At 43.5% G+C, this 24,284-nt stretch carries 20 protein-coding genes and 1 pseudogene; 7 read left to right on the forward strand and 14 right to left on the reverse strand.

The window, feature by feature from the left end; translation table 11 throughout:
• Nucleotides 1-22: 22 nt before the first annotated feature.
• The 7 genes and pseudogenes from GLO7428_RS04405 to GLO7428_RS04435 all read right to left on the reverse strand — a co-directional run bounded on the left by GLO7428_RS04405 (nt 23) and on the right by GLO7428_RS04435 (nt 5,919).
• The gene (locus GLO7428_RS04405; RefSeq protein WP_015187357.1) at nt 23-2,185 is read right to left on the reverse strand and encodes a PAS domain S-box protein; all 2,163 of its coding nucleotides are present in this window, start codon (nt 2,183-2,185) and stop codon (nt 23-25) included.
• On the reverse strand, nt 2,175-3,206 hold the full coding sequence (gene glsA, locus GLO7428_RS04410; protein WP_015187358.1) for a glutaminase A: 1,032 nt from the start codon (nt 3,204-3,206) through the stop codon (nt 2,175-2,177). Before glsA ends, GLO7428_RS04405 begins: the two co-directional genes overlap by 11 nt.
• Nucleotides 3,206-3,970: a MinD/ParA family protein gene (locus GLO7428_RS04415; RefSeq protein ID WP_015187359.1), complete on the reverse strand. Its 765-nt coding sequence runs from the start codon at nt 3,968-3,970 to the stop codon at nt 3,206-3,208. Before GLO7428_RS04415 ends, glsA begins: the two co-directional genes overlap by 1 nt.
• Before the next feature lie 488 nt (nt 3,971-4,458).
• Nucleotides 4,459-4,811 (reverse strand): annotated as a pseudogene (locus GLO7428_RS04420) (nucleotidyltransferase family protein).
• A 132-nt stretch (nt 4,812-4,943) separates the two neighbouring features.
• Nucleotides 4,944-5,171 carry a hypothetical protein gene (locus GLO7428_RS04425; RefSeq protein ID WP_015187360.1) on the reverse strand — a complete coding sequence of 76 codons (228 nt, stop codon included), beginning with the start codon at nt 5,169-5,171 and terminating at the stop codon, nt 4,944-4,946.
• A gap of 152 nt (nt 5,172-5,323) precedes the next feature.
• Nucleotides 5,324-5,569 (reverse strand): type II toxin-antitoxin system PemK/MazF family toxin, encoded by a 246-nt coding sequence (locus GLO7428_RS04430; RefSeq protein WP_196797457.1) that lies wholly within the window; start codon nt 5,567-5,569, stop codon nt 5,324-5,326.
• Between the two features lie 68 nt (nt 5,570-5,637).
• On the reverse strand, nt 5,638-5,919 hold the full coding sequence (locus tag GLO7428_RS04435; RefSeq protein ID WP_015187361.1) for a hypothetical protein: 282 nt from the start codon (nt 5,917-5,919) through the stop codon (nt 5,638-5,640).
• Nucleotides 5,920-6,208: 289 nt separating this feature from the next.
• Here GLO7428_RS04435 and GLO7428_RS04440 point away from each other — a divergent pair, with 289 nt between their 5' ends.
• Entirely contained in the window at nt 6,209-6,478 is a 270-nt protein-coding gene (locus GLO7428_RS04440; RefSeq protein WP_015187362.1) for a hypothetical protein, read from the forward strand.
• 239 nt (nt 6,479-6,717) lie between these two features.
• On the opposite strand, the gene GLO7428_RS04445 is transcribed toward GLO7428_RS04440, so the two are convergent.
• Nucleotides 6,718-8,832 (reverse strand): TIGR00300 family protein, encoded by a 2,115-nt coding sequence (locus GLO7428_RS04445; protein WP_015187363.1) that lies wholly within the window; start codon nt 8,830-8,832, stop codon nt 6,718-6,720.
• A 354-nt stretch (nt 8,833-9,186) separates the two neighbouring features.
• A complete protein-coding gene (locus tag GLO7428_RS25885) occupies nt 9,187-12,342 on the reverse strand; it encodes an FG-GAP repeat protein (RefSeq protein ID WP_015187364.1) in 3,156 nt (1,051 codons plus the stop codon).
• A 661-nt stretch (nt 12,343-13,003) separates the two neighbouring features.
• Between GLO7428_RS25885 and GLO7428_RS04455 the strand changes: the two genes are divergently transcribed.
• Nucleotides 13,004-14,815, forward strand: coding sequence for an aspartate kinase (locus GLO7428_RS04455; RefSeq protein ID WP_015187365.1), 1,812 nt, complete (start codon nt 13,004-13,006; stop codon nt 14,813-14,815).
• A gap of 168 nt (nt 14,816-14,983) precedes the next feature.
• Here GLO7428_RS04455 and GLO7428_RS04460 read toward each other — a convergent pair whose 3' ends face one another.
• The 3 genes from GLO7428_RS04460 to GLO7428_RS04470 form a co-directional block, all read right to left on the reverse strand.
• The gene (locus GLO7428_RS04460) at nt 14,984-15,343 is read right to left on the reverse strand and encodes a phage holin family protein (protein WP_015187366.1); all 360 of its coding nucleotides are present in this window, start codon (nt 15,341-15,343) and stop codon (nt 14,984-14,986) included.
• A gap of 131 nt (nt 15,344-15,474) precedes the next feature.
• On the reverse strand, nt 15,475-16,053 hold the full coding sequence (locus GLO7428_RS04465; protein ID WP_015187367.1) for a biopolymer transporter ExbD: 579 nt from the start codon (nt 16,051-16,053) through the stop codon (nt 15,475-15,477).
• Between the two features lie 110 nt (nt 16,054-16,163).
• Nucleotides 16,164-16,904: a MotA/TolQ/ExbB proton channel family protein gene (locus GLO7428_RS04470; RefSeq protein ID WP_015187368.1), complete on the reverse strand. Its 741-nt coding sequence runs from the start codon at nt 16,902-16,904 to the stop codon at nt 16,164-16,166.
• Between the two features lie 490 nt (nt 16,905-17,394).
• Between GLO7428_RS04470 and GLO7428_RS04475 the strand changes: the two genes are divergently transcribed.
• Together GLO7428_RS04475 and GLO7428_RS04480 are read left to right on the forward strand one after the other, a co-directional pair.
• Nucleotides 17,395-17,703, forward strand: a complete 309-nt coding sequence (locus GLO7428_RS04475; RefSeq protein WP_015187369.1) for a YkvA family protein — start codon at nt 17,395-17,397, stop codon at nt 17,701-17,703.
• Between the two features lie 135 nt (nt 17,704-17,838).
• On the forward strand, nt 17,839-18,018 hold the full coding sequence (locus GLO7428_RS04480) for a hypothetical protein (RefSeq protein ID WP_015187370.1): 180 nt from the start codon (nt 17,839-17,841) through the stop codon (nt 18,016-18,018).
• Between the two features lie 35 nt (nt 18,019-18,053).
• On the opposite strand, the gene GLO7428_RS04485 is transcribed toward GLO7428_RS04480, so the two are convergent.
• Both GLO7428_RS04485 and GLO7428_RS28280 read right to left on the reverse strand, forming a co-directional pair.
• On the reverse strand, nt 18,054-19,529 hold the full coding sequence (locus GLO7428_RS04485) for a leucyl aminopeptidase (RefSeq protein ID WP_015187371.1): 1,476 nt from the start codon (nt 19,527-19,529) through the stop codon (nt 18,054-18,056).
• Between the two features lie 125 nt (nt 19,530-19,654).
• Complete coding sequence (locus GLO7428_RS28280) at nt 19,655-20,050, reverse strand: hypothetical protein (protein WP_015187372.1); 396 nt, start codon at nt 20,048-20,050, stop codon at nt 19,655-19,657.
• Between the two features lie 661 nt (nt 20,051-20,711).
• On the opposite strand from GLO7428_RS28280, the gene GLO7428_RS04495 reads away from it, so the two are divergent.
• The 3 genes from GLO7428_RS04495 to GLO7428_RS28805 all read left to right on the forward strand — a co-directional run bounded on the left by GLO7428_RS04495 (nt 20,712) and on the right by GLO7428_RS28805 (nt 24,280).
• Complete coding sequence (locus GLO7428_RS04495) at nt 20,712-21,545, forward strand: photosystem II manganese-stabilizing polypeptide (protein WP_015187373.1); 834 nt, start codon at nt 20,712-20,714, stop codon at nt 21,543-21,545.
• An 837-nt stretch (nt 21,546-22,382) separates the two neighbouring features.
• Entirely contained in the window at nt 22,383-23,168 is a 786-nt protein-coding gene (locus GLO7428_RS04500; protein WP_015187374.1) for an RNA polymerase sigma factor SigF, read from the forward strand.
• 74 nt (nt 23,169-23,242) lie between these two features.
• Nucleotides 23,243-24,280: a hypothetical protein gene (locus GLO7428_RS28805; RefSeq protein ID WP_015187375.1), complete on the forward strand. Its 1,038-nt coding sequence runs from the start codon at nt 23,243-23,245 to the stop codon at nt 24,278-24,280.
• Nucleotides 24,281-24,284 lie beyond the last annotated feature (4 nt).

Below are 24,284 nucleotides of genomic sequence, written 5' to 3' on the forward strand. Positions count from 1 at the left end.
CACTATCTTGCAAGATAACCCCTTAACTCCAAAATTCATCCAAGTTTACTTCCGCTATTTCTTGCTGCACTTCCTGAAAGTAGCTACTTTCAGTCAGCATTGCTACTTCTTTTTCCCGAGTTTTCTGGTCAATTTCAATCCTCAACTCTTCTAATTGCCGTCTCAGTTCATCTTCGCGACGTTTGCGGTCTGTAATGTCTTGCACAATGCCTTCATAGTAGAGAACCTTACCGCGGTTGTCTTTGACAGCGCGGGCATCAATCTGTATCCAAATGATACTGCCATCTTTGCAATAGCAGCGGTATTCAAAATCCATTGCAGCATCCTGCTTTTCTAGCAATGTTTTGAATTCAAATCGTTTTTCTGGATCGACATAAAGCTGCTTGCCAATGTCGGTGATGCTTTCGAGCATTTCACTGGGAGAATCATAACCATAAATCTTTGCTAATGCTGGATTCACATTAATGAATCGACCTTCAGGGCTAGATTGAAAGATGCCTTCTAGAGCATTTTCAAAGATACTGCGATAGTTTTCTTCGGCGATGCGTAACGATTCTTCGGCTTGCTTGCGATCGGTGATATCGCGCACCATAATTAATACTTCATCGTCTCCCAATACTAAAATTCGGACTTCTTCATCCTGGGTTTGATCGTTTATTGTGATGCGTTGCTCGTAAATCTGTAATTCACCTGTTGTTAAGGCTTGCTGGATGTAGTGCATTCGCTGGTTTGCCAAATCGGGCGGGAGTGATTCTTGCACAGTTCTACCAGGACTAAATTGTTTGACTCCGTGCACTCCCCGTAAGCGATCGCTACCGATGATCTCCAAATAAGTTCCATCTCCTTTGGCACGGATCATTAAATCGGGGATAGCCGTGACAATGGCGCGGTTCGTTGCTTCACTCTGTCGCAGTGCATCAAATGATTCCTGTAGTTGCTTTGCCATCGTGTTGAACGAACTTGCTAGCGTATCCAGTTCACTAATAGGACTAGGTTTCACATACTGATTGAGTTCGCCTTGAGCCAACTTGTCGGAAGCGTGGGAAACTCGGTAAATCGGTTTCGTTACCCAACGAGAGGTGAAGATGCCAATTGCGATCGCCGAAGCCAACGTTCCTAAGCTTAACCACAACGCATTACGGCGACTGGCATCGATCTGTGCCATGAAATCTGATTCAGGAATAGTAAGAACCACCAACCAATCCAAATTGCTGTCTTGAAAGGGAACCACCTGGATGTATTGCCGTTCTCTATTCAGGTTGAAATCGAGTTGTTGAACAGATTGAATTTCGTTGAGATTGCTAAAACGACGATTGAGATCCTCGGCTGTGGCTCGAATGATTGAATTAGTACTAGCAGTTGCCAATAGCCGCTCGCTTTTTTCTCCTTCTCCTGTCACCATCGATTCTACAGACGAGGTAGCAACCAATCGTCCAGATCGCTCCATAATAAATGCGCTGCCCGTCTTACCAATCTCTAGATTTTGCAAGAAAATACTCAATTGCGGCAAGAAAACGTCAGTTGCACAGACCCCAATCAGAGTGTTTGCTTGATCGTAGACCGGAGTACTTGCTGTCACCGTAGGAAACAGGGTAGAAAAGGCGAGGTAGATTTCACTCCAAACTTCCCCACCTGTTGCCTTTGCTGCTTGATACCAGGGGCGCACTCGCGGATCAAAGGGTTTATCGAAGTTGCCCATTGGCACCGTGCGATTGCCTCGAGCGTCGAAGCCGAAACCCTGGCGAATAAAGTTTGTATCAGAATTGCTCAATTGCAGGACAACCTCTGTGCTGTCTTGCTCGGCAAACCTCCTGACGCCAAAAAAGCCACCCTGCTCATCACCACAATACACAAAGCTCAAGGTTGGATAAATCTGCATTTGCTGCCAAAAGAGGTGTTCGCCTTTAGGGTTGCTGACATTAATATCTCCCTGAGCAAAGGCGATCGCATTCAAGCGATTGATCGCCTTCGGGATTTCAACATAAGACTCTAGCCTTTCTGTAATTCGATGGGTGAGTTCGGTACGAAGTTGGCTGGCGACATCATTGACAGCCCGTTGTCCGCTGCGGTAAGCAATCCATCCCACCAACCCGAAGGCGGCAATAATTTGCAACACGAAGGGCACTACTAGGGTTGTGCGGAGGCGAAATTTACCTGGGAAGTTCTTGGCAGTCTTACCAGTCATTGATACCATCCCCACCCGCAATCCATTCTTGCAAGTTGCGTTCTGGGGTGGCTACATTAAACAAATGCAACCCAAAATCTTTTGACAAGTCTTCACAAACCTTAATTCCGCGCAGGCTGTTGCCCTTCGCATCAAGCGGTGGAGAGAAGGTGCCAATGCCCAATTTCCCAGGAGCAACCGCCGTAATGCCACCACCCACACCACTCTTAGCAGGTAATCCCACCCGATATGCCCACTCGCCTGAGGCATCATACATACCGCAACTGAGCATCACACTAATCACATCTTGCACATAGCGTTCATCTAGCGCTCGTTCTTTGGTGACAGGATTGATGCCGCCATTTGCTAAAGTTGCTGCCAGCATTGCTAGATCTTTAGCATTCACCAAAATCGAACATTGCTGAAAGTAGAGATCCAATGTTTCATCAATTTTGTCGCCGACCATACCAAAGTTCAGCATTAAATATGCGATCGCTCGATTGCGATAGCCCGTTGCCTTTTCGGATAAAAAGACAGGCACGTTGATGTCATGCTCTCGTCCGGTGTAGCGTTTAAACATCTCCAGTAATCGTTTCAGGCGTTCGGTACCATTTTTGCCTTTGATCAGGTCGGTAGTGGCGATCGCTCCGGCATTGACCATCGGATTGTACGGACGATTGGTGAGTTCATCAAGCACGATCGCATTAAAGGCTTCCCCCGTCGGTTCCACACTCACTTTGCTGTTGACATACTCGCGACCATGATCTTCTAATGCCAAACCAAACACAAAGGCTTTAGAAATTGACTGAATCGTAAATAGTTTTTCACAATCTCCCACTTCAAAAAGCTGCCCATCTTGTGTTGCTACACATATACCAAACCACTCTGGTTTCGCTGTAGCTAATTCAGGGATGTAATCGGCAACAGCACCCTCATTGAGCGATCGATATTTCTCATACAAGTCATTGAGATAGTTGCGAAAGGGAGACGTAACGGCGGCGATCGAACTGGCAAGCGACTGCAAATCTCCTAAATTAGACATTACGCTTTTCCCTCCACAATCTGCTGTGCCACTTTGCGGAACTCTTGACTCACCGGATGTTCTGGAAATTTCACACAAAACACGCCTTCACTGGCAAGCTGTACTATATCTTCCGACAAAGGAAACACCCCTGCCACTGTTTCGTTGTAAGTTTCTTCTACTTTCTGTTTCAGTGCTTCTATATTCAGCTTGCTGTACGCTTTATTGATTGCCAGCAGCATTTTGCGAACTTTTAGTTGCCGTGCCACATCTATTGTGACTGCCGTGCCCTGGTAATCCTGCTTATCGGGGCGCAGAATCAGGATCAGCACGTGAGAGATAGCGATCGACAAAAAGGTTTCTTTGGATAAACCAGGATGGGTATCAATAAACAAGTAGTCTAGTTGCAATGCTTTCACTAAACTACGAAAGCCATCATTCATTTGCTTGACATCGTAGCCATCTTTTAAAATGCGGGCAATATCATCCGCTTTAACACTGGAAGGAACCAGATATAGCTTTCCATTGCCACTCAGCCCTACATTGCTACTGATATCGTAAGCTGCATCCTCGATCGCACTTTCCCCCCATAAGTAGTTATTCAGCGTTTTGCCCATCTGCTCTGGCTCTAGACAAAACAAACTATGAATCCCTGGCGAGGGAACATCTGTATCTACGACGCCCACACGGTTGCCTAAAGCAGCAACTGTGGTTGATAAGTTAGCAGTAAAGTTAGACTTACCCGTCCCGCCTCGATAAGAGTGGACTGAAATAACCTTCGGCATATACTTTCAGTATGTTGATACTAAATGTTGCTACTAAGAATATGTGAATTTTACTTGACAATCAACTTGATAAATTTTGACAACAGTGAAAGATTTAAATTCTTAACAATCAGCTATTTCAAGAAAAAACTGTATTTTGTGTAACGGATGTATTGAAGTAGTTATGCATATCTGTAGTTCAGTTACTTCACTTAACTCAATGCCAGATTCTATCGAAGTTTACTAAACAAAAATTAACGCTATTTCCCATAGAAATCACCTTCCTATCGATGCAGTAAGATGACCATTTATTATACAGAAACTATTTGGATGTTATGTTATTGTGAAACTTTCTAAATATCACTTTATCTATAGAAAAATCTTAAAAAAACTTAAGAGGAAATCTTAAAAAACTTAAGAAGAAATCTTAAAAAATTACTGAACCTGAACTGCTATAGATTTTAATTTAAACAAATAAGGTGAGCAATGCTCACCCTACATAAACTCGATTAAACCATTTGAGCTACATGATACGGACTTGTTAATCGATCGAGTTGTTGTACCAACAAACTGAGTAAAAGGATTTCGTGACGACGTAAGTAGTTACGACTAGTTTCAATTCCTTGACGAGTGATGAGGTCAATTTCTCTGCGAAAAATAGTTTTTAACTCTGCTTCCATTTGGTCTAGACTACCGAAAGTGGGGTGAGCCTCTGGGTGAAATTGCACCATTACATCAATGTCACTATCGGGGCGAAAGTCATCACGCAGAACCGAACCAAATAGGGCAAACTCGATAATTTGCCAGCGATCGCGTTGTTAGCAGCAATTTTTTCGATTGGCAGTTTTATGGTATTAAGCATAATGTTAGTTTTATCCCATAGCTTTTAGTAGCTAACTTATTTACGCTGTTGTCATTGCTTCAGTCTTTCTACTCCTGTTTTGGTAAGTTCCAGCAAATCACTACTTCGATGATATTAGTATCCAACAAATACCTACCACTCATTGATGTCTACCCGCTCGCAGTCTTGCTCAATTGCCTCGCGGATCGCCTGAAGATCATCAGAAGGAATTGAACCAGCAAAACGCAGTAATTGCTGTCCTGGAGTACCTCGAACTTCAGCTTTTACCAACGTCCGAGTGAACTCAAGTACCTGCCATTGTAAGTGCTGTGGCATAGCTCTTAAGTGTTCAATGACCTGATCGATGATAGAAATACTCATTTTGCTCTCCTTTCCACCATTCTATACTGCTAAGGAAAACCACTCTTTTATCTTCAGTTTACCTATTCAGCAGACACACAATTTTATCAGTAAGGCGATCGCGCATAGTGCAGCGTCCGAAGCGATCGCACCTAGTTTACAGAAAGTCCAGTTCACTGTTGTAGTATTGCAATCAATTTGTCAATAACCTCATTGTTTTTCGGGGTTAATGTTCCTGCTTTACAAGCAATAATTTGTTCGTTAGCGGTAAACACTCGGTTAGATTTAACGTAACTGGTTTTACTTAGCCCACCCGTTTCAAAATTATCGTCTTCAATTAATGTTGTATAACTATCGTTTGCAGTTTGGCTACTAATCAAGCAGAGAATCAAATCGTTTCTCGTTAACTCAGCAACCACCAAAGCAGGTCATCTTTTGGTACTGGTTAAATCTGAGAAGGGGAAAGGGACAACCACGACATCTCCTTTTACAAATGCTGCCATGCTTCATCCTCTTCTGGAGTCAACCAATCTTCTGCTAAAATCGACTCACTCAACAAGCTAATCTCAAGCTGTTCTTGCTGAAGTTCTCTAAACTGAATAAACAGCAAAAAATCTAACACTTTTTTCAAGGTGGAATCGGATGCTTTTTCTATCTCTTTTAATAATTGCTCTTTAATATTAATGCTCATGTTGTCTTCTTCTCCTGATGCTTTACAATTTAAATCTACTACAACTTGGTAGTAACAGTTTTTGTTAATAAAAAGCATTTTGGTTAATCGGTTATGGTGACTGAGCAATTACTTGATTGCACTACTCGGAGAATGTGAATTTTGTTTTGTGCGATGGGCAAAATAGCTACAGTAGCAGAGATTGCCTTTTATCCACTATTGCGCTACAACAAATCAGTTTTGACATAACTATAATTCTTTTTCTATAAAAATGTATTCTAAAGTACATTATTTAAATTACTTTAATAATAATTACACCTTGTAAATAATAGGTTGGCTAATCACTTTTACCTCGGTTAGCCTAAGAGTAAAGTTCAATAGTTTAGATATGTTCCTGCCTTATCAAAAGTTAATTAATCGTGCCAAGTCAAGTTTTACGCGTCATCAAGAATTAATTGATTTTGCAAAAGAGGCAAGTCTGTTTGCAAACACTATGGCTCTGCTAAGCTTTGCAATTGTTGGATCATTGGTTCCATTTAATCCAAACCCGAACCAGCAATTTGGAATTTCGCAAAAAGCAGGTGAAGCGATTCTTTTATTTTGGAGCTTACAAAATTTTCAAAAGGATAAACAAAGCAAAGAAGAACAGCAGGAGTAAATAGAAAAAGAAGGTCAACTTTGTTTAAATAGTAATAGCTTGTTAGTTGCTTCAGTTACAGCACCAATAAGCTGAGGAATAAGTTGATTAAGACTAACATTAATACCAGCTAAATACTATCGAAGTACAATTGTCTGTGAACTAATAATAATATCCTAACTCATACTTGCATAAAGAGTTTTTAGCAAATTTTTATTTAAATAAAAAAGGTGAGCATTGCCCACCTTATAAAATGTCGATTAAACCATTTGAGCTACATGATATGGACTTGTTAATCGATCTAATTGTTGCAACAACAAGCTGAGGAATAAGCCGACATCGGTAACAACACCAACGGATTCTACAGAACCGCGATCGCTTAACTTTGTCACTACCGCTGGGTTAATATCAACACACACCATCTTCACGCCTGCGGGTGTCATATTACCAACACCAATTGAATGCAGCATTGAAGACAGCATCAAAATCATATCTGCGCCTTGCAGTAATTGCGCATATTCTTGTTGTGCTTTAATTAAATCCATCTGCGTATCGGGTAATGGCCCATCATCGCGGATTGAACCTGCAAGCGAGAAGGGTACACCTGCACGCACGCACTCGTACATCACGCCACTATTTAATGCACCTTGTTCGACAGCTTTGGCAATATTGCCGTAACGACGAATCATGTTGATCACTTTCAAATGATGGCGGTGTCCGCCTCTTACTGCAACTCCGCGTTGCATATCGACACCCAAAGAAGTCCCCATCATGTTTTGTTCCATGTCGTGGACAGCGATCGCATTGCCACCGAGTAATGCTTGCACGTAACCTTCACGAATCAATCGTGATAAATGTTCGCCACCACCTGTATGAATCACCACAGGACCCGCTGTTACAACAACCTTACCACCTTGGTCGCGGATTTTCCGCAGTTCCCACGCAACTTGTTCGACAACCAATTCTACGCGACGTTCGCTAGAAACACCTGCTGACATAAAGCTGAATTCTTGGGCGTTGCGTTGTTCGCGCGATTCAGCTTTGCGAATTGTACGGATACCTTGAACATCAACAACAACGTGTTCGTCTACTTCTAGGTCACGTAGCAGTTTACATCTTGCCAAAATCCCATCAGCCATTCGCTTGATCGCGATCGCGCCATCCATCCGCTGATTTTGCACGCGTACCCACTCACCATTAATCCGTACTTCGGTGGGGTAAATCGTCGTGACGTAAAAGTCGTCGGGTGCAACTCCTGCTTGCAAGACAGGCTCTAATTTAGCATCGCGTTCGTCTTGTGGTAAATCGACTGCACCCAAGTCAATCAGTTGCGATATGATACTTTCCATCACATCGTGCGAAGGTGCAGAAACTTTTACTTCGGCGGTTGAGGTACTTTGTCGTTGTTCTCCTAAATTAAACTTGAGAACTTGGAAGCTACCGCTATTTTCGACAATCAAATCTAACGCGCGGTTGATTAAACCTGTATCGAGTAAGTGTCCTTCCAAACGAATCGTACGGCTTTCAACGGAAACATTCGCCGTTACCTCACTGCGTACTGGTTCAGTGACTCGCAATGTCAAGCACTTTGCTGCACCACCTGCTTTGAGAAATTCTGTTAGTGGTGTTTCAAGAACTTGGAATCCAGCTTTGGCGAGACGTTGTTTGAGATTGTCACTCGCCTTATTCATAATCACAACCGAGTCGATGTTAACCGCATTACACGCAAAATTTACTGCATCGGCTTCAGCGATCGCAATTCTTTTTTCTGGTGCGACGCGCATTTCAATCATGCGGTTGGAATACGAATCAAACGCAGGTGGATAATACAGCAGATAACCACCAGAAAGCGGACAAAAACACGTATCCAAGTGATAAAAGCGCTCATCCATCAACCGCAATGATATCACTTCGATGTCGAGCCCTTTGGCAATATAAGGATGCGAATCGAGTTCTGAACGAAAGCCATAACCCGCCCACAACCAGCGTCCTTCGCGATCTAGTAGAGCATCCCCCGCGCCTTCAAATGGTAAGTCTTTTGGCAATTCATACACTGTGTAGCCTTGTGACTCAAACCACGCTTTGAAGTATGGTTCCTCACCTTGTCGTTCTTTGTGGTAGAAGCGACTAAGAACGACATTATCTCCCAACACAAGCCCTGCATTAGCCGTAAATACCATGTCAGGAACGCCCTTTTCGGGTTGTACGAGGTCTACAATTGCATGGTCTTTAATAACATGGTGCAGTTTTTGCCACTGATCGACAGCGCGATCGCGTGAAGACTTATGGATATTTCCTTCCATCCAAGGATTAATAACATAGTCCACATCGTAGTGGTCAGGAGGACACATGAGGAAGCGGATCGAAGAAGTCATAAAGTAATTGTCAGTGTGAATAAATTCCCAAGCTTCTATTGGATACAGACTTTTGCTGCCCCAATTCTGTAGAACTCGCTACGATTTTGCCTCGCATTCGACACCAAGGCTAGATCACCATTCTATACCCAGGGCAACTTGATATAACAATAGTGGCTAGTAACTAGCTATGAGAAGTAATACCCTGCAACCAATACCAAAATGCCAGTAATAGGCAAAGAACCAACCACCAGCACGGTCAATTGCAGTGATGGTTTATCGCAGTCAATCATACGGGTAGTGCATCGCGATCAATCGCAGAGGTTTGGCATTGCCAAACCCTGACACGATGTACGATCGTCGCATCACATTAGTTTAAGAAATCGTCAGCATGATATCAGCATTCACCAACAGCGTCGCCGCGCCAGAAGTGAATTGATTGTAGGCAATGCCGTTGAGTGTCGTTGAACCACCACTCAGCCATCCTTGAGCAGTTGAGCGCAATGAATCACCCGCATTACCATTCACAATCAAAAGATTGGTTGTATCTGATAAGTTGAGCAAATCCAAGCGTGTAAAAATCAGACTGTTGTTGCCTGTACCTGTGAGGTCGATAATTTCAATATCGCGAATTAGATTGTTGCGCAGTGTTGTCAAATCAACCGTGACACCACTCGTATCGACTGTTAAGGTATCAATACCGCTACCACCGTCAATCCGGCGGTCAATTGCGCCAAAGCTGAGTGTATCATTACCCGCACCGCCGTAGAGAACGTCAATTCCAAGACCACCGATCAAACGGTCATTGCCGCGACCACCAATCAGGATATCATCGCCATTAGTGCCTGTGAGTGTGTCGTTACCTGCTGTGCCATTGCGCGTCACTAGATTATTAAAATCTTTGCCAAACACAACATAGGCTTCTCCCGCTACAGGAGAACCCACTAAGATGTCATCAAAACCATCACCATCAACATCACCCGCATCGCTAACCAATGTACTGGTATAGCCAGATGTCTCAATTTCTTTGAGGACAAAGCCATTTAGTCCATTTAAGTCAACCAAATTGAAATGAGCATTAAATCCACTCGCCTTGCCAAAGATAACGTAGCTTTCTCCAATGCCATTGAAAGGAGTGCTACCACCAAGATAAGAAGAAACACTTGTTCCAATAATTAAGTCGTCAAATCCATCACCATTGATATCTCCCGCACTACTAACCTCTGCACCGGATTGAGCAAATTCTTTCGTACCGTTGATCGTAAAGCCGTTATTACCGTTGAGTGTTGCCAAGTTCAAACTTGCGCCAAATCCACTTGCTTTACCAAACACGACATAACTTTGTCCGGCATTATTTTGACTGTTGGCATCTGCACCAGGTGCACCAATCAAAAGATCAGCAAAGCCATCACCATTAATATCTCCTGCATTGCTGACAGCACCCACTCCTGCAACACCATTAATCGTAAAGCCATTATTGCCGTTGAGTGCTGCCAAGTTCAAACTTGCACTGAATCCCCCTGATTTACCAAACACAACATAGCCTTGTCCTGCCGCGCTTGCACCTGGTGCCCCAATGAAGATGTCAGCAAAACCATCACCGTTGACATCTCCCGCACTGCTAACAGAAAAGCCTAAACCGTCACCAGCAGCAATACCATTGATCGCAAAGCCGTTATTGCCATTGAGTGTTGCTAAGTTCACACGTGTGTCAAAGCCACTCGATTTACCAAACACGACATAACTTTGTCCGGCAAAACTTTGACCATTAGGATCAGCATTGTTTGCACCAATCAAAAAGTCACCAAAGCCATCGCCGTTGATATCTCCTGCATTGCTAATCGATGAACCTGAACGGTCTAGTGCATTGATTCCTTCGAGAATAAACCCATTTTTACCGTTGAGTGTTGCTAAGTTTAAGCTGGCACCAAATCCACTTGATTTACCAAATACAACATAACTTTCTCCAGCACTATCTCGATTGTTAGGATCGGCATCGGGTGCGCCAATTAAGATATCGGTAAATCCATCACCGTTGATATCTTCCGCGCTAACGGATCTGCCTGCATCATCGAAAGCATCGCTGCCATAGATGACAAAGCCATTGCTGCCGTTGAGTGCCCCCAAGTCTACACGATTAAATTCACCTGATTGACCAAATACGACATAAGTTGCGCCATTGTACTGCCCATCGAAGTTAGCCTCAGATGCCCCAATTAAGAAGTCAGCAAAGCCATCACCATTGACATCTCCAGCGCTACTTACTGAAAAATCATAGTTACCATAAAAAGTTTGTCCCAAGCTATTGCCAGCGATCGCAAAGCCATTCGTACCATCAAGCGTAGAAACGTCAATTTCATCATCAGTAAACTTGAAGTAAGTACCGTTAAGACTCAGCGGAGTTGTCGAGCCTTGAATAATGGCGATCAGTTCGTCGGGTTCACCGCTTTTATCGCGAAAAATTGCGGTTCCCGCAGGCATTCCAGTGGGTGAGGTTAATAGAAAATACTCAGATCGCTTGCCGTTGAGTCGGATGTGATCTTGATTAGGATTGAAGTCTGTAATCAAGGCATAATCGCCAAAACCTGCTGTAGCTCGATTATTATCGTCGTAAAATACGCTAGTGATAGTACCGAGAATGAAGGTGTCTCTACCGCTACCACCTGTTAGCGTATCTTTGTCGAGTGTGCCATCTGTACCGCTTAAAGTATCATCGCCTGCACCGCCGTTGAGTGAATCGTTACCGGCTTGACCTCGTAAAATATTTCTTCTTGAATTACCTCTAATTGTATTATTGAGACCGTTACCTGTAATCCAGAAATCGCCACTGCTGTATTGAGGCTCAGCCAAGGTCAGATTTTCTACATTGTCACCTAGAACATAGCTACGGTAAGCAATAACTATATCAATACCACCGTTAACTGTTTCATTAATTACATCTCTTGATTCAGCAATGATGTAAGTATCATTACCATCACCGCCGTACAAGATATCTGAATTGAAATCGCCCCCATCGTAGGGGTCATCATCGCCAAAAGTTGCATATACCGAACTACCGCTGAGTGTGTCGTTACCATCGCCACCATAGAGTGTGTCACTTCCATTTTGTCCATTCAGGCGATCGCTTCCTGCCCCACCACGCAAAATGTTATTATTTGTATTTCCATTAATAACGTTATTAAGGCTATTACCTGTACCATTAATTGCCGCATTTTCTGTCAGGATTAGCTGCTCTAAATTATTACCTAAGGTATAGTTTCTCGAAGATAGAACGGTATCTATTCCACCATTTACAGCTTCGTTAATCGTGTCATTTGTATTATCAATCTGATACGTATCATTACCCGCACCACCATTGAGTGTATCAATACCTAATCCACCATTGAGCGTGTCATTTCCTACGCCTCCATTCAAAATATCGTTACTACCACGACCTAATAATAAGTCATTACCAGCAAAACCAAAGAGCGTGTCTGCAAATTGTGTTCCGGTTAAAGTATCATTACCAAAAGTTCCTTTAATAACTGCCATTATTTTTATCGTCTCCAATATCTAATCTTAGTAAATAATGCTTACTGCGTTGCAGTAAGCAAAGTTTTGCCGTAGGCGCAACGGCAAATGAATTAAACTTAAAAATTTGCGCAATTAAGAATAAATATATTCTTTTACTTTCTATAAATTCTAAAATGAAGCGAGTCGAAAAAATAACTTATATATAAAGATTGATTAAAGATAAGTTTCAAATAAAGCCTGTAGACTTAAGACTCAATAAAATTGCCTCGATTAACTTAACAGAAATTACTTATTTCTTAAGAAGCAAAGTATAATTTACTACTTAATATCTTTGTAAAATTAATTCAGTTTTAGCTAAAATCTATCATTAGAATCTCAGTATAAAATAGTAAATTGCTACAACAAAAACGTTTTAGTAATCGACGCAGCAAATCAGCTTTTGAATTTGTTATTAACGATCGCAAGTAGCAGCAAGTAATTCAAGTTGTCATAACGCAAGTTGAATGCAGTGCCAATCGCGCTAAAAGTCTAGATACAGAAATTAACATAAGTGTACGCTCGCCCCCACCCAGTCTGCTAAGTTAGTTAAGCTGGTTAACATAATTGTGCCGCTTTATGTTGGCACAGGTAAATTTAAGTTATTCGCACTTTAGTAGGCAGGATTAATCGCATAAAAGCTATGGCACTAATAGTCCAGAAATACGGTGGTACCTCGGTTGGTTCAGCAGAACGCATTATCGCAGTCGCGCAGCGCGTGATGCAAACCGTAAAAGCAGGAAACTCACTTGTTGTTGTTGTTTCGGCGATGGGGAAAACTACCGATGGACTAGTCAAATTAGCTAATGCAATCTCGTCTAATCCGTGTCGCCGCGAAATGGATATGTTGCTTGCGACAGGAGAACAAGTATCCATCGCGCTACTCAGTATGGCATTACAAGAACTAGGACAACCTGCAATTTCGCTGACCGGCGCACAAGTAGGAATTGTTACCGAAGCCGAACACACTCGCGCGCGCATTCTCAATATTAGTTCCCAACGCATTGAGCGACATCTCAAAGATGGCAAAGTTGTTGTTGTTGCCGGATTTCAAGGCATTAGTAGTACCACCGATTGGGAAATTACAACGCTAGGGCGTGGTGGTTCGGATACTTCTGCGGTTGCTTTAGCCGCTGCACTCAAAGCAAGTTACTGTGAAATCTACACCGATGTTCCTGGAATTCTCACGACAGATCCGCGCATCGTACCCGAAGCGCAACTGATGAGCGAAATCACCTGCGATGAAATGCTAGAACTCGCGAGTTTGGGTGCAAAAGTCTTGCATCCGCGTGCGGTGGAAATTGCGCGAAACTATGGTGTTGAGTTAGTCGTGCGTTCGAGTTGGACAGACGATCCTGGAACCAGAGTTGTTTCTCCTATCCCACAACCACGATCGCTCGTTGGTTTAGAAATTACGCGCCCTGTTGATGGCGTTGAAGCCGATACTGACCAAGCAAAAGTTGCCTTATTACGCGTTCCCGATCGCCCTGGTGTTGCAGCACGCTTATTTGGAGAGATTGCGCGGCAAAATTTAGATGTTGATTTAATTATTCAATCGATTCACGAAGGCAATACGAACGACATTGCATTTACAGTAACAACACCAATCCTCAAACGCGCGGAAGCCGTTGCACAAGCGATTGCACCTGTACTGCGATCACACACCACCGCCCAAGAAGAAGCGGAAGTGATGGTACAGCAACAAATTGCCAAAGTCAGTATTGTGGGTGCAGGGATGATCGGGCGTCCTGGTGTCGCCGCCCAAATGTTTGCGACGCTTTCCGATGCCAGAATCAATATTCAAATGATTTCTACTTCCGAAGTCAAGGTGAGTTGCGTTATTGATGCAGAAGATTGCGATCGCGCGATTGATGTTTTATGCAAAGCTTTTGAAATTGATCGCGTTTATAAGTCAGAATTACAATCAGCAATTTCCAATTCAACATTACCACCTGTTCGAGGTGTTGCGTTAGATCTCAAGCAAGCACAACTGGCAATTCGACAAGTCGCCGATCGCCCAGGAACCGCCGCGAAGTTATTTGGACTTTTAGCAGAGCGTAATATCAGCGTTGATATGATTATTCAATCACAGCGCTGTCGCGTCATTGACGGCATACCCAAACGCGATATTGCTTTTACGGTGGCGCAAATCGATGCTGAAGAAGCGCGTCAAGTGTTAGAAGCCGCAGCTAGCGAGTTTGGTTGGAGTGAAGTTATTGTTGATAGTGCGATCGCCAAAGTAAGTGTTGTTGGTGCAGGAATGGTTGGACAACCAGGCGTCGCTGCAAGAATGTTTGAAGCACTTGCACAACACCAAATTAACATTCAGATGATTACTACCTCTGAAATTAAAATTAGCTGTGTTGTTGCCCAAGAACAAGGCATTACTGCGTTAAAAGCAATTCATGCAGCTTTTGAACTAGGAAGCAATCAGCAAATTGAAGTTCCCGCTTAGCAATAACTCTCTAGCAACAAGACTCGGTGAATGAATTCGCCGCTAAATAAACAAAGTCCACCTCAGTGGACTTCAAACATAACTTACCCTTCATATCTCTTACCAACAGTGTGCCTCCGCACACTTGACTTGGATAACCCTGACTTCAGTCGCAGGGCAATTCATTTTCTACAAAGAGACAAAACCATATATTAGATTGCTCACAACCGAGAGTGCTAATGCTCCGATTAAAGCACTCCAAATTCCTGCACGTAAGCGAAATCCACTTACTAAAGAAGCTGCAACAGCTAAACTAATAGCACCAATAATGAAGGTGAAAACACCAGATAACAAACCAAATGTTACTACATTAGGAATAAAAAATACGGCTTTTAAAATGGGATTGACTACAGCCGCTACAATTCCCAAAACTGCTGCTGAAATAAAAGCCTTAGGAGTGCTATCGACTTCAACTCCTACAGGTAATTTGGTCACTAGTAATAAGCTTGATGCGCTTACCAACCATGCGATTAAAAGCTCTACCAACATAAGTATATCCTCAGCTTAAATTGATGATTTATCTAAAGTTCATTGTTGACAATAAACTACCTTAAGCAAAAGCAACTATACATCTACAAATTGGCAGAAATCAGTGCTTTTAGTGCTGACTAAATTATTCCTTATGGAACCGCAGGTGTTGTCGGAGAAATTGGGGATTGATTAGGAGCAGGTACAGAAGGAATTGTCGGAATCGGGGCGTTAAGATTGTTTTGCGGGATAGTTGGGGTTGTGCCTGGCGAAGGCACAACTCCAGGCACAACGGGAACCGTAGGGCTGACACCAGGATTATTATCGCCTGGTAGCGTTGCTAGAGCAACGCGATCGCCGCCAACTGCGCGGAGAAGATCGAGGACTTGAATGACTTCGTTGTAACTCGCAGTCCGCGAAGCATTTAACACCATGATGCCTTCTGGATTTGCCTGGCGGTACGTTTGCAATCGCTGCGTGAGTTGATCGCGCGATACTGGCTCTTGCTCAACATACGTTTGTCCGATCGCATCCAATGTCACAATTAAAGTCTGGCGAATCTCCGGTGGTGTCCCTGTAGTAGCTCTGGGTAAGTCTACATTAATCGCTTGCTGCCGAGTAAATTGTAATGCCGCCAACAAGAAAAACGTCAAGATACAAAAAATGACATCAATCAGCGGAATAATTTGAACTTGAACTTCTTCAATTGGAGAATGTAAATTGATTTTCATGTTGGAACATTGAAAATGATTTTAGCGACTAAAAGTTGACCTCAAAAGTCAACTTGCAAGTAACGTGTGAGGATAAAACTTATTAACGTAAGCTACTCGGATGAATGAGCTTACAGCGGTGAAGTATCAGGACCTTTCTTTTCCGAACGTGGAGGAATGCGATAACCTTCAGTTGTATCTCGCTGAACAATACTTGTGCGCGGTGTAGCGCTTTGAATATCAGCACCACTATCACCCCAAGTTTGGCGATACAAAACTTCTAACTCACTTCCTGCTTTACGAAAAACTTTGACTTGGTTAACAACAAAAGCTTGGAACAATCGATAAAATGCTAAGCTAACGATCGCGACCACAAGACCAGCAGCGGTACTAATCAGCGATTCACCGATACCCAAGGTAACGCCCGCCGCCGAAGCAGTTCCAAGATCGCCAAGACGAATATTTCGCAAAGACCGAATTAAGCCGAGTACAGTTCCCAGCAAACCAAGTAAGGGGGCTAGCGCAATTACTGCTTCGAGGATTTTTTCTCCTTGGCGCATTGCTGCTAACTCATCTTCTGCCGTTGATTCTAACGCCAGGCGAAAGAGTTCTGGATCAGGTCGAGATAAGCGCAAAGGCGCATAAAGAAATCTCCCAATAGGTTGATCTGTTGCTCTTTTGGCAAGCTGCGTCGCGCCAGCCCAATTATCGCGCGCTGCATAAAGAATGCGGTTGACGATTTCGCGTTCCTGGTTCAGAATCCTAAACCAAAACCACAAGCGCTCGATAATTACACTCAAAGACAAAATCGATAGCGCCAGCAAGGGTAACATTGCTGGTCCACCATTTCTAAATATTTCTATAACATCCACCGTTTCCGCGTGCCTCCGTTCACTAGACTTTTTGCAAAGTACCTCATTATGCAAGTCACGTCGTCAATAGTTATGCTCGACGCACCAGATTGCTTGTCATCCTGCTTCAGCGATATCGATCAGAGCCTTTACACCTCGGATTTAGAATAGACAAGATTGTCTTCAAAGCATATCCGATTTTTTAGAGAGACAAACTACGATCGCGTCTAACGAAAGTCGGAAGATCCGTTGGATCATCTTCAACACCGTAGTTTATATTTGTCTATCTTATAAACAGCTAGATCTATAACATCATCTCGCCAGTAGTTTAAAGCAATTAATTATTGTAGAAACTAGCAAATAACTTCAATTTCAGCCACACCTATCTGTAGGAAGGTCTTGCGAAATGTTGCGGGTAGCATTTTCCAAACAAAAAGCAGACGGTTATTTCTACCAGAAATTTGCTGTCACGTCTGTCAGGATAAAAGTAGCTGTAAGGTAATTATGTTTTATGAACTTTAGCATCCAAGCGGTTTATAACTGGTATCGGAATCTCCTGCGCAATCCTAAATATCGCTGGTGGGTAATCTTAGGGACAGCGTTTTATTTTCTGCTACCGTTTGATATTGCACCAGATTTTCTGCCAGTTGTCGGGCAAGTAGATGATGTCTTTTTGCTATCACTCTTAGTTGCAGAAGTTTCTCAGATGTTGATGGAAGGTGTCAAAGCACGTAAAGCTAACACTCAACAACAAACTGCTGAGGCAAATACGGGTACAACAGCAAGCACTATTGACGTTGATGCGGTATCGGTCAAATAGCGACTCAGTTTCCCTCCTTCATCACCAGCGATCGCACAAGATAACAGGAGGGACTTTTAACTAGTACAAGTGTTAAGCTTAATTGTCGATAAAATTCGCTAGAATTTTTCCAAAGGCGAGTTCAGTAAGGAATGTATGTATTCAGATCGCCCATCTCCACCTCCAGAAGACCAGTTTGATTCTGAAGCTATACCGACACTACAAAGAAAAACTATTCATCCAGATAGCCTTAAGTTTATGGATATGGCAAAAGACCTCCTCGATAAGCCAGAAATTAAACAGGCGATTACTGACGAACAACAAAAGCCAAAATAAGGCAGGAGTCATCATACTCGCTGCCCTATAGCTGTCTAATTGCTAAGAACCCAATGAACTAACGTGCGTACGCCATAACCTGTCGCACCAGGGTTGCTGCACCCATTTTCTTTGTCAGTCCAAACAGGACCTGCAATATCCAAGTGCGCCCAAGGCGTCTCCTTAACAAACTGTTTCAAAAACAACGCAGCTGTAATCGATCCACCTCCACGCGGTCCTGTATTCTTAAAGTCAGCAATTCCAGATTTTAGCCCTTCAAAGTATTTTTCTTCAAACGGCATCCGCCAGAGTTTTTCGCCAGCCGCTTCCGCCGCTTGGGCAAGTTGCTGCGCCAGTTCATCATCAGGCGAGAACAACCCAGCGATCTCGTCGCCCAAGGCAATAATACACGCACCCGTGAGTGTTGCTAAATCAACGATCGCATCAACACCCAACTTCTCCGCAAAGACAAGCGCATCGGCCAAAGTTAATCGACCTTCCGCATCGGTGTTATTCACTTCGATCGTTTTGCCGTTAGAAGCCTTGAGAATGTCGCCAGGATGCATCGCGCGACCGCTAATCATATTCTCGGTTGCCGCACTAATAAAATGAACTTCGACATCCGGCTTAAGTTGCGCGATCGCTTTTGCCGCGCCTAGCGTCGCACCAGCACCGCCCATGTCCATTTTCATCATCTCAATGCTGCTACCCGCGCCAGCTTTGATATTTAACCCGCCAGAGTCAAACGTTAAACCTTTACCAATAATCGCTAGTCTACGCTTTGGCGTACCTTCAGGTTTGTAAGTCAGGTGAATAAACTTAGGTGGTAAATCAGAAGCTTGGGCAACGCCTAAAAAAGCTCCCATACCCAGTTTTTCACACTCCTCACGTTCGAGAATTTCAACTTGTAATCCGTGATCTTCCGCGATTTTCTGCGCAGTTTCAGCGAGTGTAATTGGCGTCACTTCGTTGGGTGGTGCGGCGACTAATTCGCGTGCCAAATTGACTCCACTACAAATCGAATTCGCACGGGCGATCGCCGCTTCTTGTCCTGCAAATCCCAGTAAATCAACGCGTTCAACTAAAACTTTCTCTTCGGGTTCAGACTTAAAGCGATTGTCTTGATAGGAAGCAAGTTGTAAGCCTTCGGCGATCGCTTGTACAGTTGCAGCAGGATCGTTATCTACTGTCGGTAAATTCACGCCTACCGTTTTACACTTCTCTTTTTTGGCTAATCGAGCCACCGTAGCACCAGCGCGGCGCAAACTGTCTAATCTCAGCGTTTCTTGATTTCCTAACCCGATCAAGAATACTTTACGCACTGGGCTTGCGCCACCAATTCGCGTTACCGCACTACTCCCTTCTTTACCTTTAAATTCAGTTTCCTCAATGATTTCCTTCAGCGCCCCAGCAAACTTGTCGTTGAGTTGAGCTACATCACCCTGTAACTCCTCCGCTTCCTCAAATAAGCCAATAGCAAGACAATCCCCAGTCCAATCTAGAAGCGGGGTATCAATTGCTCGAATTTCCATTTCTATTCTGTATTAAAGCTTCTTGTACCAGTATCGCTCAAATTATAGGGATCAGGGGTCGGAGGTCAGGGGTCAGAGTAAGGAATTCTTATCGTCACTCATCCCTAGCCACTAACCACTCGCTCTTAGTCCCAAATTGTTACTTCACCATTGTGCGATTCTAAAGTCTTAGTAACATCAGTTTTCGTCTCATCCGCGATGTGATTGCTTTGTGTCGCTGCTTCCCAGTTCGCGAACAAGGCTTGTAGTCTCATGCGTTCAATATAAGGCCAGCCACCTTGCGATTCAATATCTCTGAGTAACGCGTATAGCGCTTGACGATTATCTGGCAAAGATGCTTGAAATATGCCATCGCGAATTTCTCGGTGTAGTTCCTCTAACTGCCGCAGTACAGCCAAAAGAGCAATATTATTACCTTGACAGTTCGCTGCCAAAGTACGTACAGCACCGACGATCGCTTGCAGTTCAGTTTGCTGATTGTCCTGACTCAAAATTAGGGTTCCTTCTTCAATCTGTTGCACTACTTGTTACGCAATCCTGCCCTGCGGTTTCAAGCAAAACAATAAAATAATTTAGAGCAAATGAATTAGGCAAATGGTTAAATTCTGTACAATCATGTTCTCCAGCGGAAAGTATCAATCACATCCATCATGCCCACTTCTATCGTGCGATCGCTCCTCTTTTTTGCAAATATACTACACATTTTGGGCATTTCGTCAACTTAAATTAACCGTAACTTGGGCGAATTGACAAAATAATTTACAAAAAAAATCGCCTACCTTTGTGTGGTTGAATTGTTTTTAATATCGACAGTATTACGTCAACTTGACAACGGTATTGTCTTAGTTTGTGTAATGTTCAATGTATTGGCGACATCGCCGTGTAAAATTTTGTATTGGGATCTGGGCTGATCCATTCTGCAAACCGTCAGACCTGAGCTAAATCCCAGCGGTTCAATGAATCTCTAAAGGTAAGTTCTATAGGTACAAGTAAAATGCCATTTACCCCCTATATTTTCCCACCGAGTACGAGCGTTGAAGCGCGACTGTCTATCGTCGTAATGACTGTCATGCCGTTGTGCTATAGCTCTTGGTGAAACAAGTTGATATGCGCCTAATATTCAATTCCCTTGGCAGATTATGTTTGCAGGTTAAATACAAAGTTAAAAGATTGAGGTTGACCATGAGGTATCGCGCTCTAATTGTTGCATTTCTGGCAATGTGCCTGGGTGTCCTAACCGCTTGTAGTGAGGGTCCTGCCTCTGCTAGCAGTAGAGATGTACTCACCTATGACCAGATCAGAGGTACAGGTCTAGCTAACAAATGTCCACAACTATCAGAAACAACGCGTGGTTCCATCGCCATAGATTCTAATCAGTCATACAGAATAGTTGAGCTATGCTTGGAACCAACCACCTTTTTTGTGAAAGAAGAACCCACGAATAAACGTCAAAAACCAGAATATATTGCTGGAAAATTGTTGACACGTTACACTTCGACAATTGACCAAGTACAAGGCAAGCTTAATGTTAACAGTGATGGCAGCCTAACCTTTGTTGAAGAAGACGGGCTTGACTTCCAAGCAATTACTGTGCAACTTCCTGGGGGCGAACGAGTTCCTTTTCTATTCACGATTAAGGATCTAGTTGCCCAAACCCAACCAGGATTGACTAGCATCAACACTTCTACCGATTTTGAAGGTGAATTCAAAGTGCCTTCGTATCGCTCTGGTGCATTCCTCGATCCTAAAGGTCGTGGTGTTGTAACAGGTTACGATAATGCAGTTGCGCTTCCCGCGCAAGCCGACAGTGAAGAACTCATTCGGGCAAACCGCAAGCAAACTCCAAACTTAAAGGGCGAGATTTCCTTGCAAGTTGCTAAAGTAGATAGCAGCACCGGTGAAATTGCAGGTACATTTGAGAGCGAACAGCCATCAGATACTGACTTAGGAGCGCGTGAAGCTCTAGATGTCAAGATCCGTGGTCTGTTTTATGCTCGCATTGAACCAGCAGCCTAGCACCTCGCTGTTAGCGTTATAGGAGATACGGAAGGATTCAAAAAGATGTCTCAGTGCATCCCTTTCCATCTCCTCCATGTGGGGCGCAAATTAAAGTGACTTTAGCGTAATTATAGATTTTGTAAAGAGGGTGTTTAGTCTCTCTTTTTTTATTGACCGCTGCTGTTGTAAAGTGGCTACTGACGGAGTATTAGCAATAGCCGTTCTCGTTGTTTATCACTATAAAAACTCATAATATTAAACAAGCTATTAACCATCCATATTGGTTATTAATGAAGACAAATTGTAAAAAAGCGATGAGCTTTTAGCAAAATTCCAGGATTAAAAGTCATAAATATAAATAAAGACGCTCTGCGTTTTCCTTTCTATAAGTTCATGTACAGGTGAACTCTTACGCAGCCTTGCTTATTGCTAACAACTAACAGCTAAATGCTAATGGCTTTATAGTCATAGTTTAGTTGTTTATTTTTTTGTAGCCTGATACAAATTCAATCTCACATCTCAAGTCACCAATTTCAGCAAAAAGTACGTATCTTACGGGTTTTTGAGGAGAACCTAAATCAGTACAGAGAAACTTCAGTGTTATTTCGGTGGTATCAAAACAGAAAAAATTAATACTCTAATTAGTCAGCAGCGAACAATCTAAGCTGAAGATAGTCAACCTTCTTTAGATGCTGTTATTGGCTAATTTAAGCGTTGAATAATTATTTTTAGCTTATTTAGGCTGGCTAGCGTGCTACTTAGCTTTAATGCTATCAATTGTTTCAGCAGACAAGAGCAATTAGTGGCGCGACGCAGTAGTAACGCCTTTATTGTTATTCAATTATTACTGTAATTATGGTGCTAAGTTATACCGCGAATCACAACGAATTGAAGCAAAAAAGTGCAACTCTACTGCGAGATTACGAGCAAGGTCGCTCTCAAACGATCCGCAACCAGCTTGTTACCCTCAATTTAGGGTTAGTACGAAAAGAGGCACACTACTGGAGCAATCAATGCACAGAAAGTTATGAAGATTTACTACAAGTGGGCTGCATTGGCTTAATTCGCGCCGTTGAGCGCTTTGAATTGTCTAAAGGTCATGCGTTTAGTTCCTTCGCGGTTCCATATATTCGCGGCGAGATTCAGCATTACTTACGCGATAAAGGCGTGATGGTACGCATTCCGCGCCGCTGGTTAGCATTACAGCAGCAAGCTGTAGGTGTCGCCCGCGAGTTACGTCAGAAATATAACCGTCAACCATTAGATACCGAAATCGCTGAAGCATTGAATATTTCTATTGAGGAGTGGCAAGAGGTCAAACTTGCGTGGGTAAATCGCGCTCCTTTAAGCTTAGATATGCCTGTTCAAGAATCTGACGAAGGAACAACCTCCTTAGGAGAAATCGTTCCGGATTCCGACTATCGTAGCTTTCAACTCGCACAAGAAGACCGACTTCGTTTACAACAATCGTTGTATCAATTAGAGAAACGCACGCACGAAATTTTGAAATTTGTGTTTTTATATGATTTGACGCAGAAAGAAGTGGCAGAACACTTAGGTATTAGCGTTGTCACCGTTTCGCGTCGCGTAAAAAAAGGACTTGATTCTTTAAAGCAGTTAATGGTAGGAGCGGAAGATTAAAATATCTTCGGACAACTCAAGTACTGTAGCTTAACTAATCTAAGGTATAAAAGTACCAGAATTCTGGATTTGAGATGTTGAAAGGTAGCGGGTTAGAAGGAAATTTTGATAATCAATGTGTTGGAGTAAGGGCAATGCGCCAACTTTCCGTGATCGCCGCATTCGGAATGATAGTACTGCCGATCGCAAGTTGTGGCAATAACAGCGAAGATATTAGCTCAACAACACCGCCGGAAGCACAAAGCGCACCAACTGCGGAGCCATTTCCGCAGCCGACGATCGCTCAATCACCTACCGTCGCCGTTTCTCCGAGCCTCATTCAACCAACTAACGGTAGTCAACGCGCCAAGCAAGTCCAAACTGGTCGCCAAGATCCTTTTGCTGGGTTGTTTATCCAAACAAGACCTAGGGAAACGACTTCACAAGTTGCGTCACAACCCTCTAGTCCAAGCAACACCCCAGCATCGCCATCAACAACCACTCCACAAGCAACAGGGAATCGTAATGGTCAGGGTTCAGATGCGATCGCTGCACGTCCTCCTAGTTCGCCGCCGAGTGGAGGCGCACCTGTCAATACTCCTCCAGTAGCGCCAGATAACGGTATCCCCTTCCCACCACCGGATGAGGGTGCTTTCCCGCCCGCGTTACCATCGATTCCTGAGCCTGAATTAGCTCGAAAAGTCGCGGTTTCTGGCGTCGTTCAAATTGGCGAACAGTTACAGGCGATCGTGCAAGTCCCCAACGAGGGAACAAGTCGCTACGTCCGTGTCGGACAACGGCTTTCTAACGGGGAAATTCTCGTTAAACGAATTGAGATGACTCCTGGGATTGAACCTGTGGTAATTTTAGAACAGTATGGCGTTGAGGTTGCCAAGGCGATTGGCGAGCAAGCTGTCGAATCAGATACTCCAGATGCAACGGCACCAACTCCCACACCAACACCATCGCCGTCGGAAGAAGCTGAACCTGATGTACCACCAGAAGTAACGTCACCTGCACCGCCAGCAAGTATCCCTACCCCTGTACCTGTTCCCATTAATCCGCCTACAGTTCCTAATGCAACTCCGATTCCATCACCTCCACCTGTTACGCCTGGTTCAGGAGAGTTTTAATCGT

It is taken from the genome of Gloeocapsa sp. PCC 7428 (assembly GCF_000317555.1).
In the GTDB taxonomy this organism is placed as follows: domain Bacteria; phylum Cyanobacteriota; class Cyanobacteriia; order Cyanobacteriales; family Chroococcidiopsidaceae; genus Chroogloeocystis.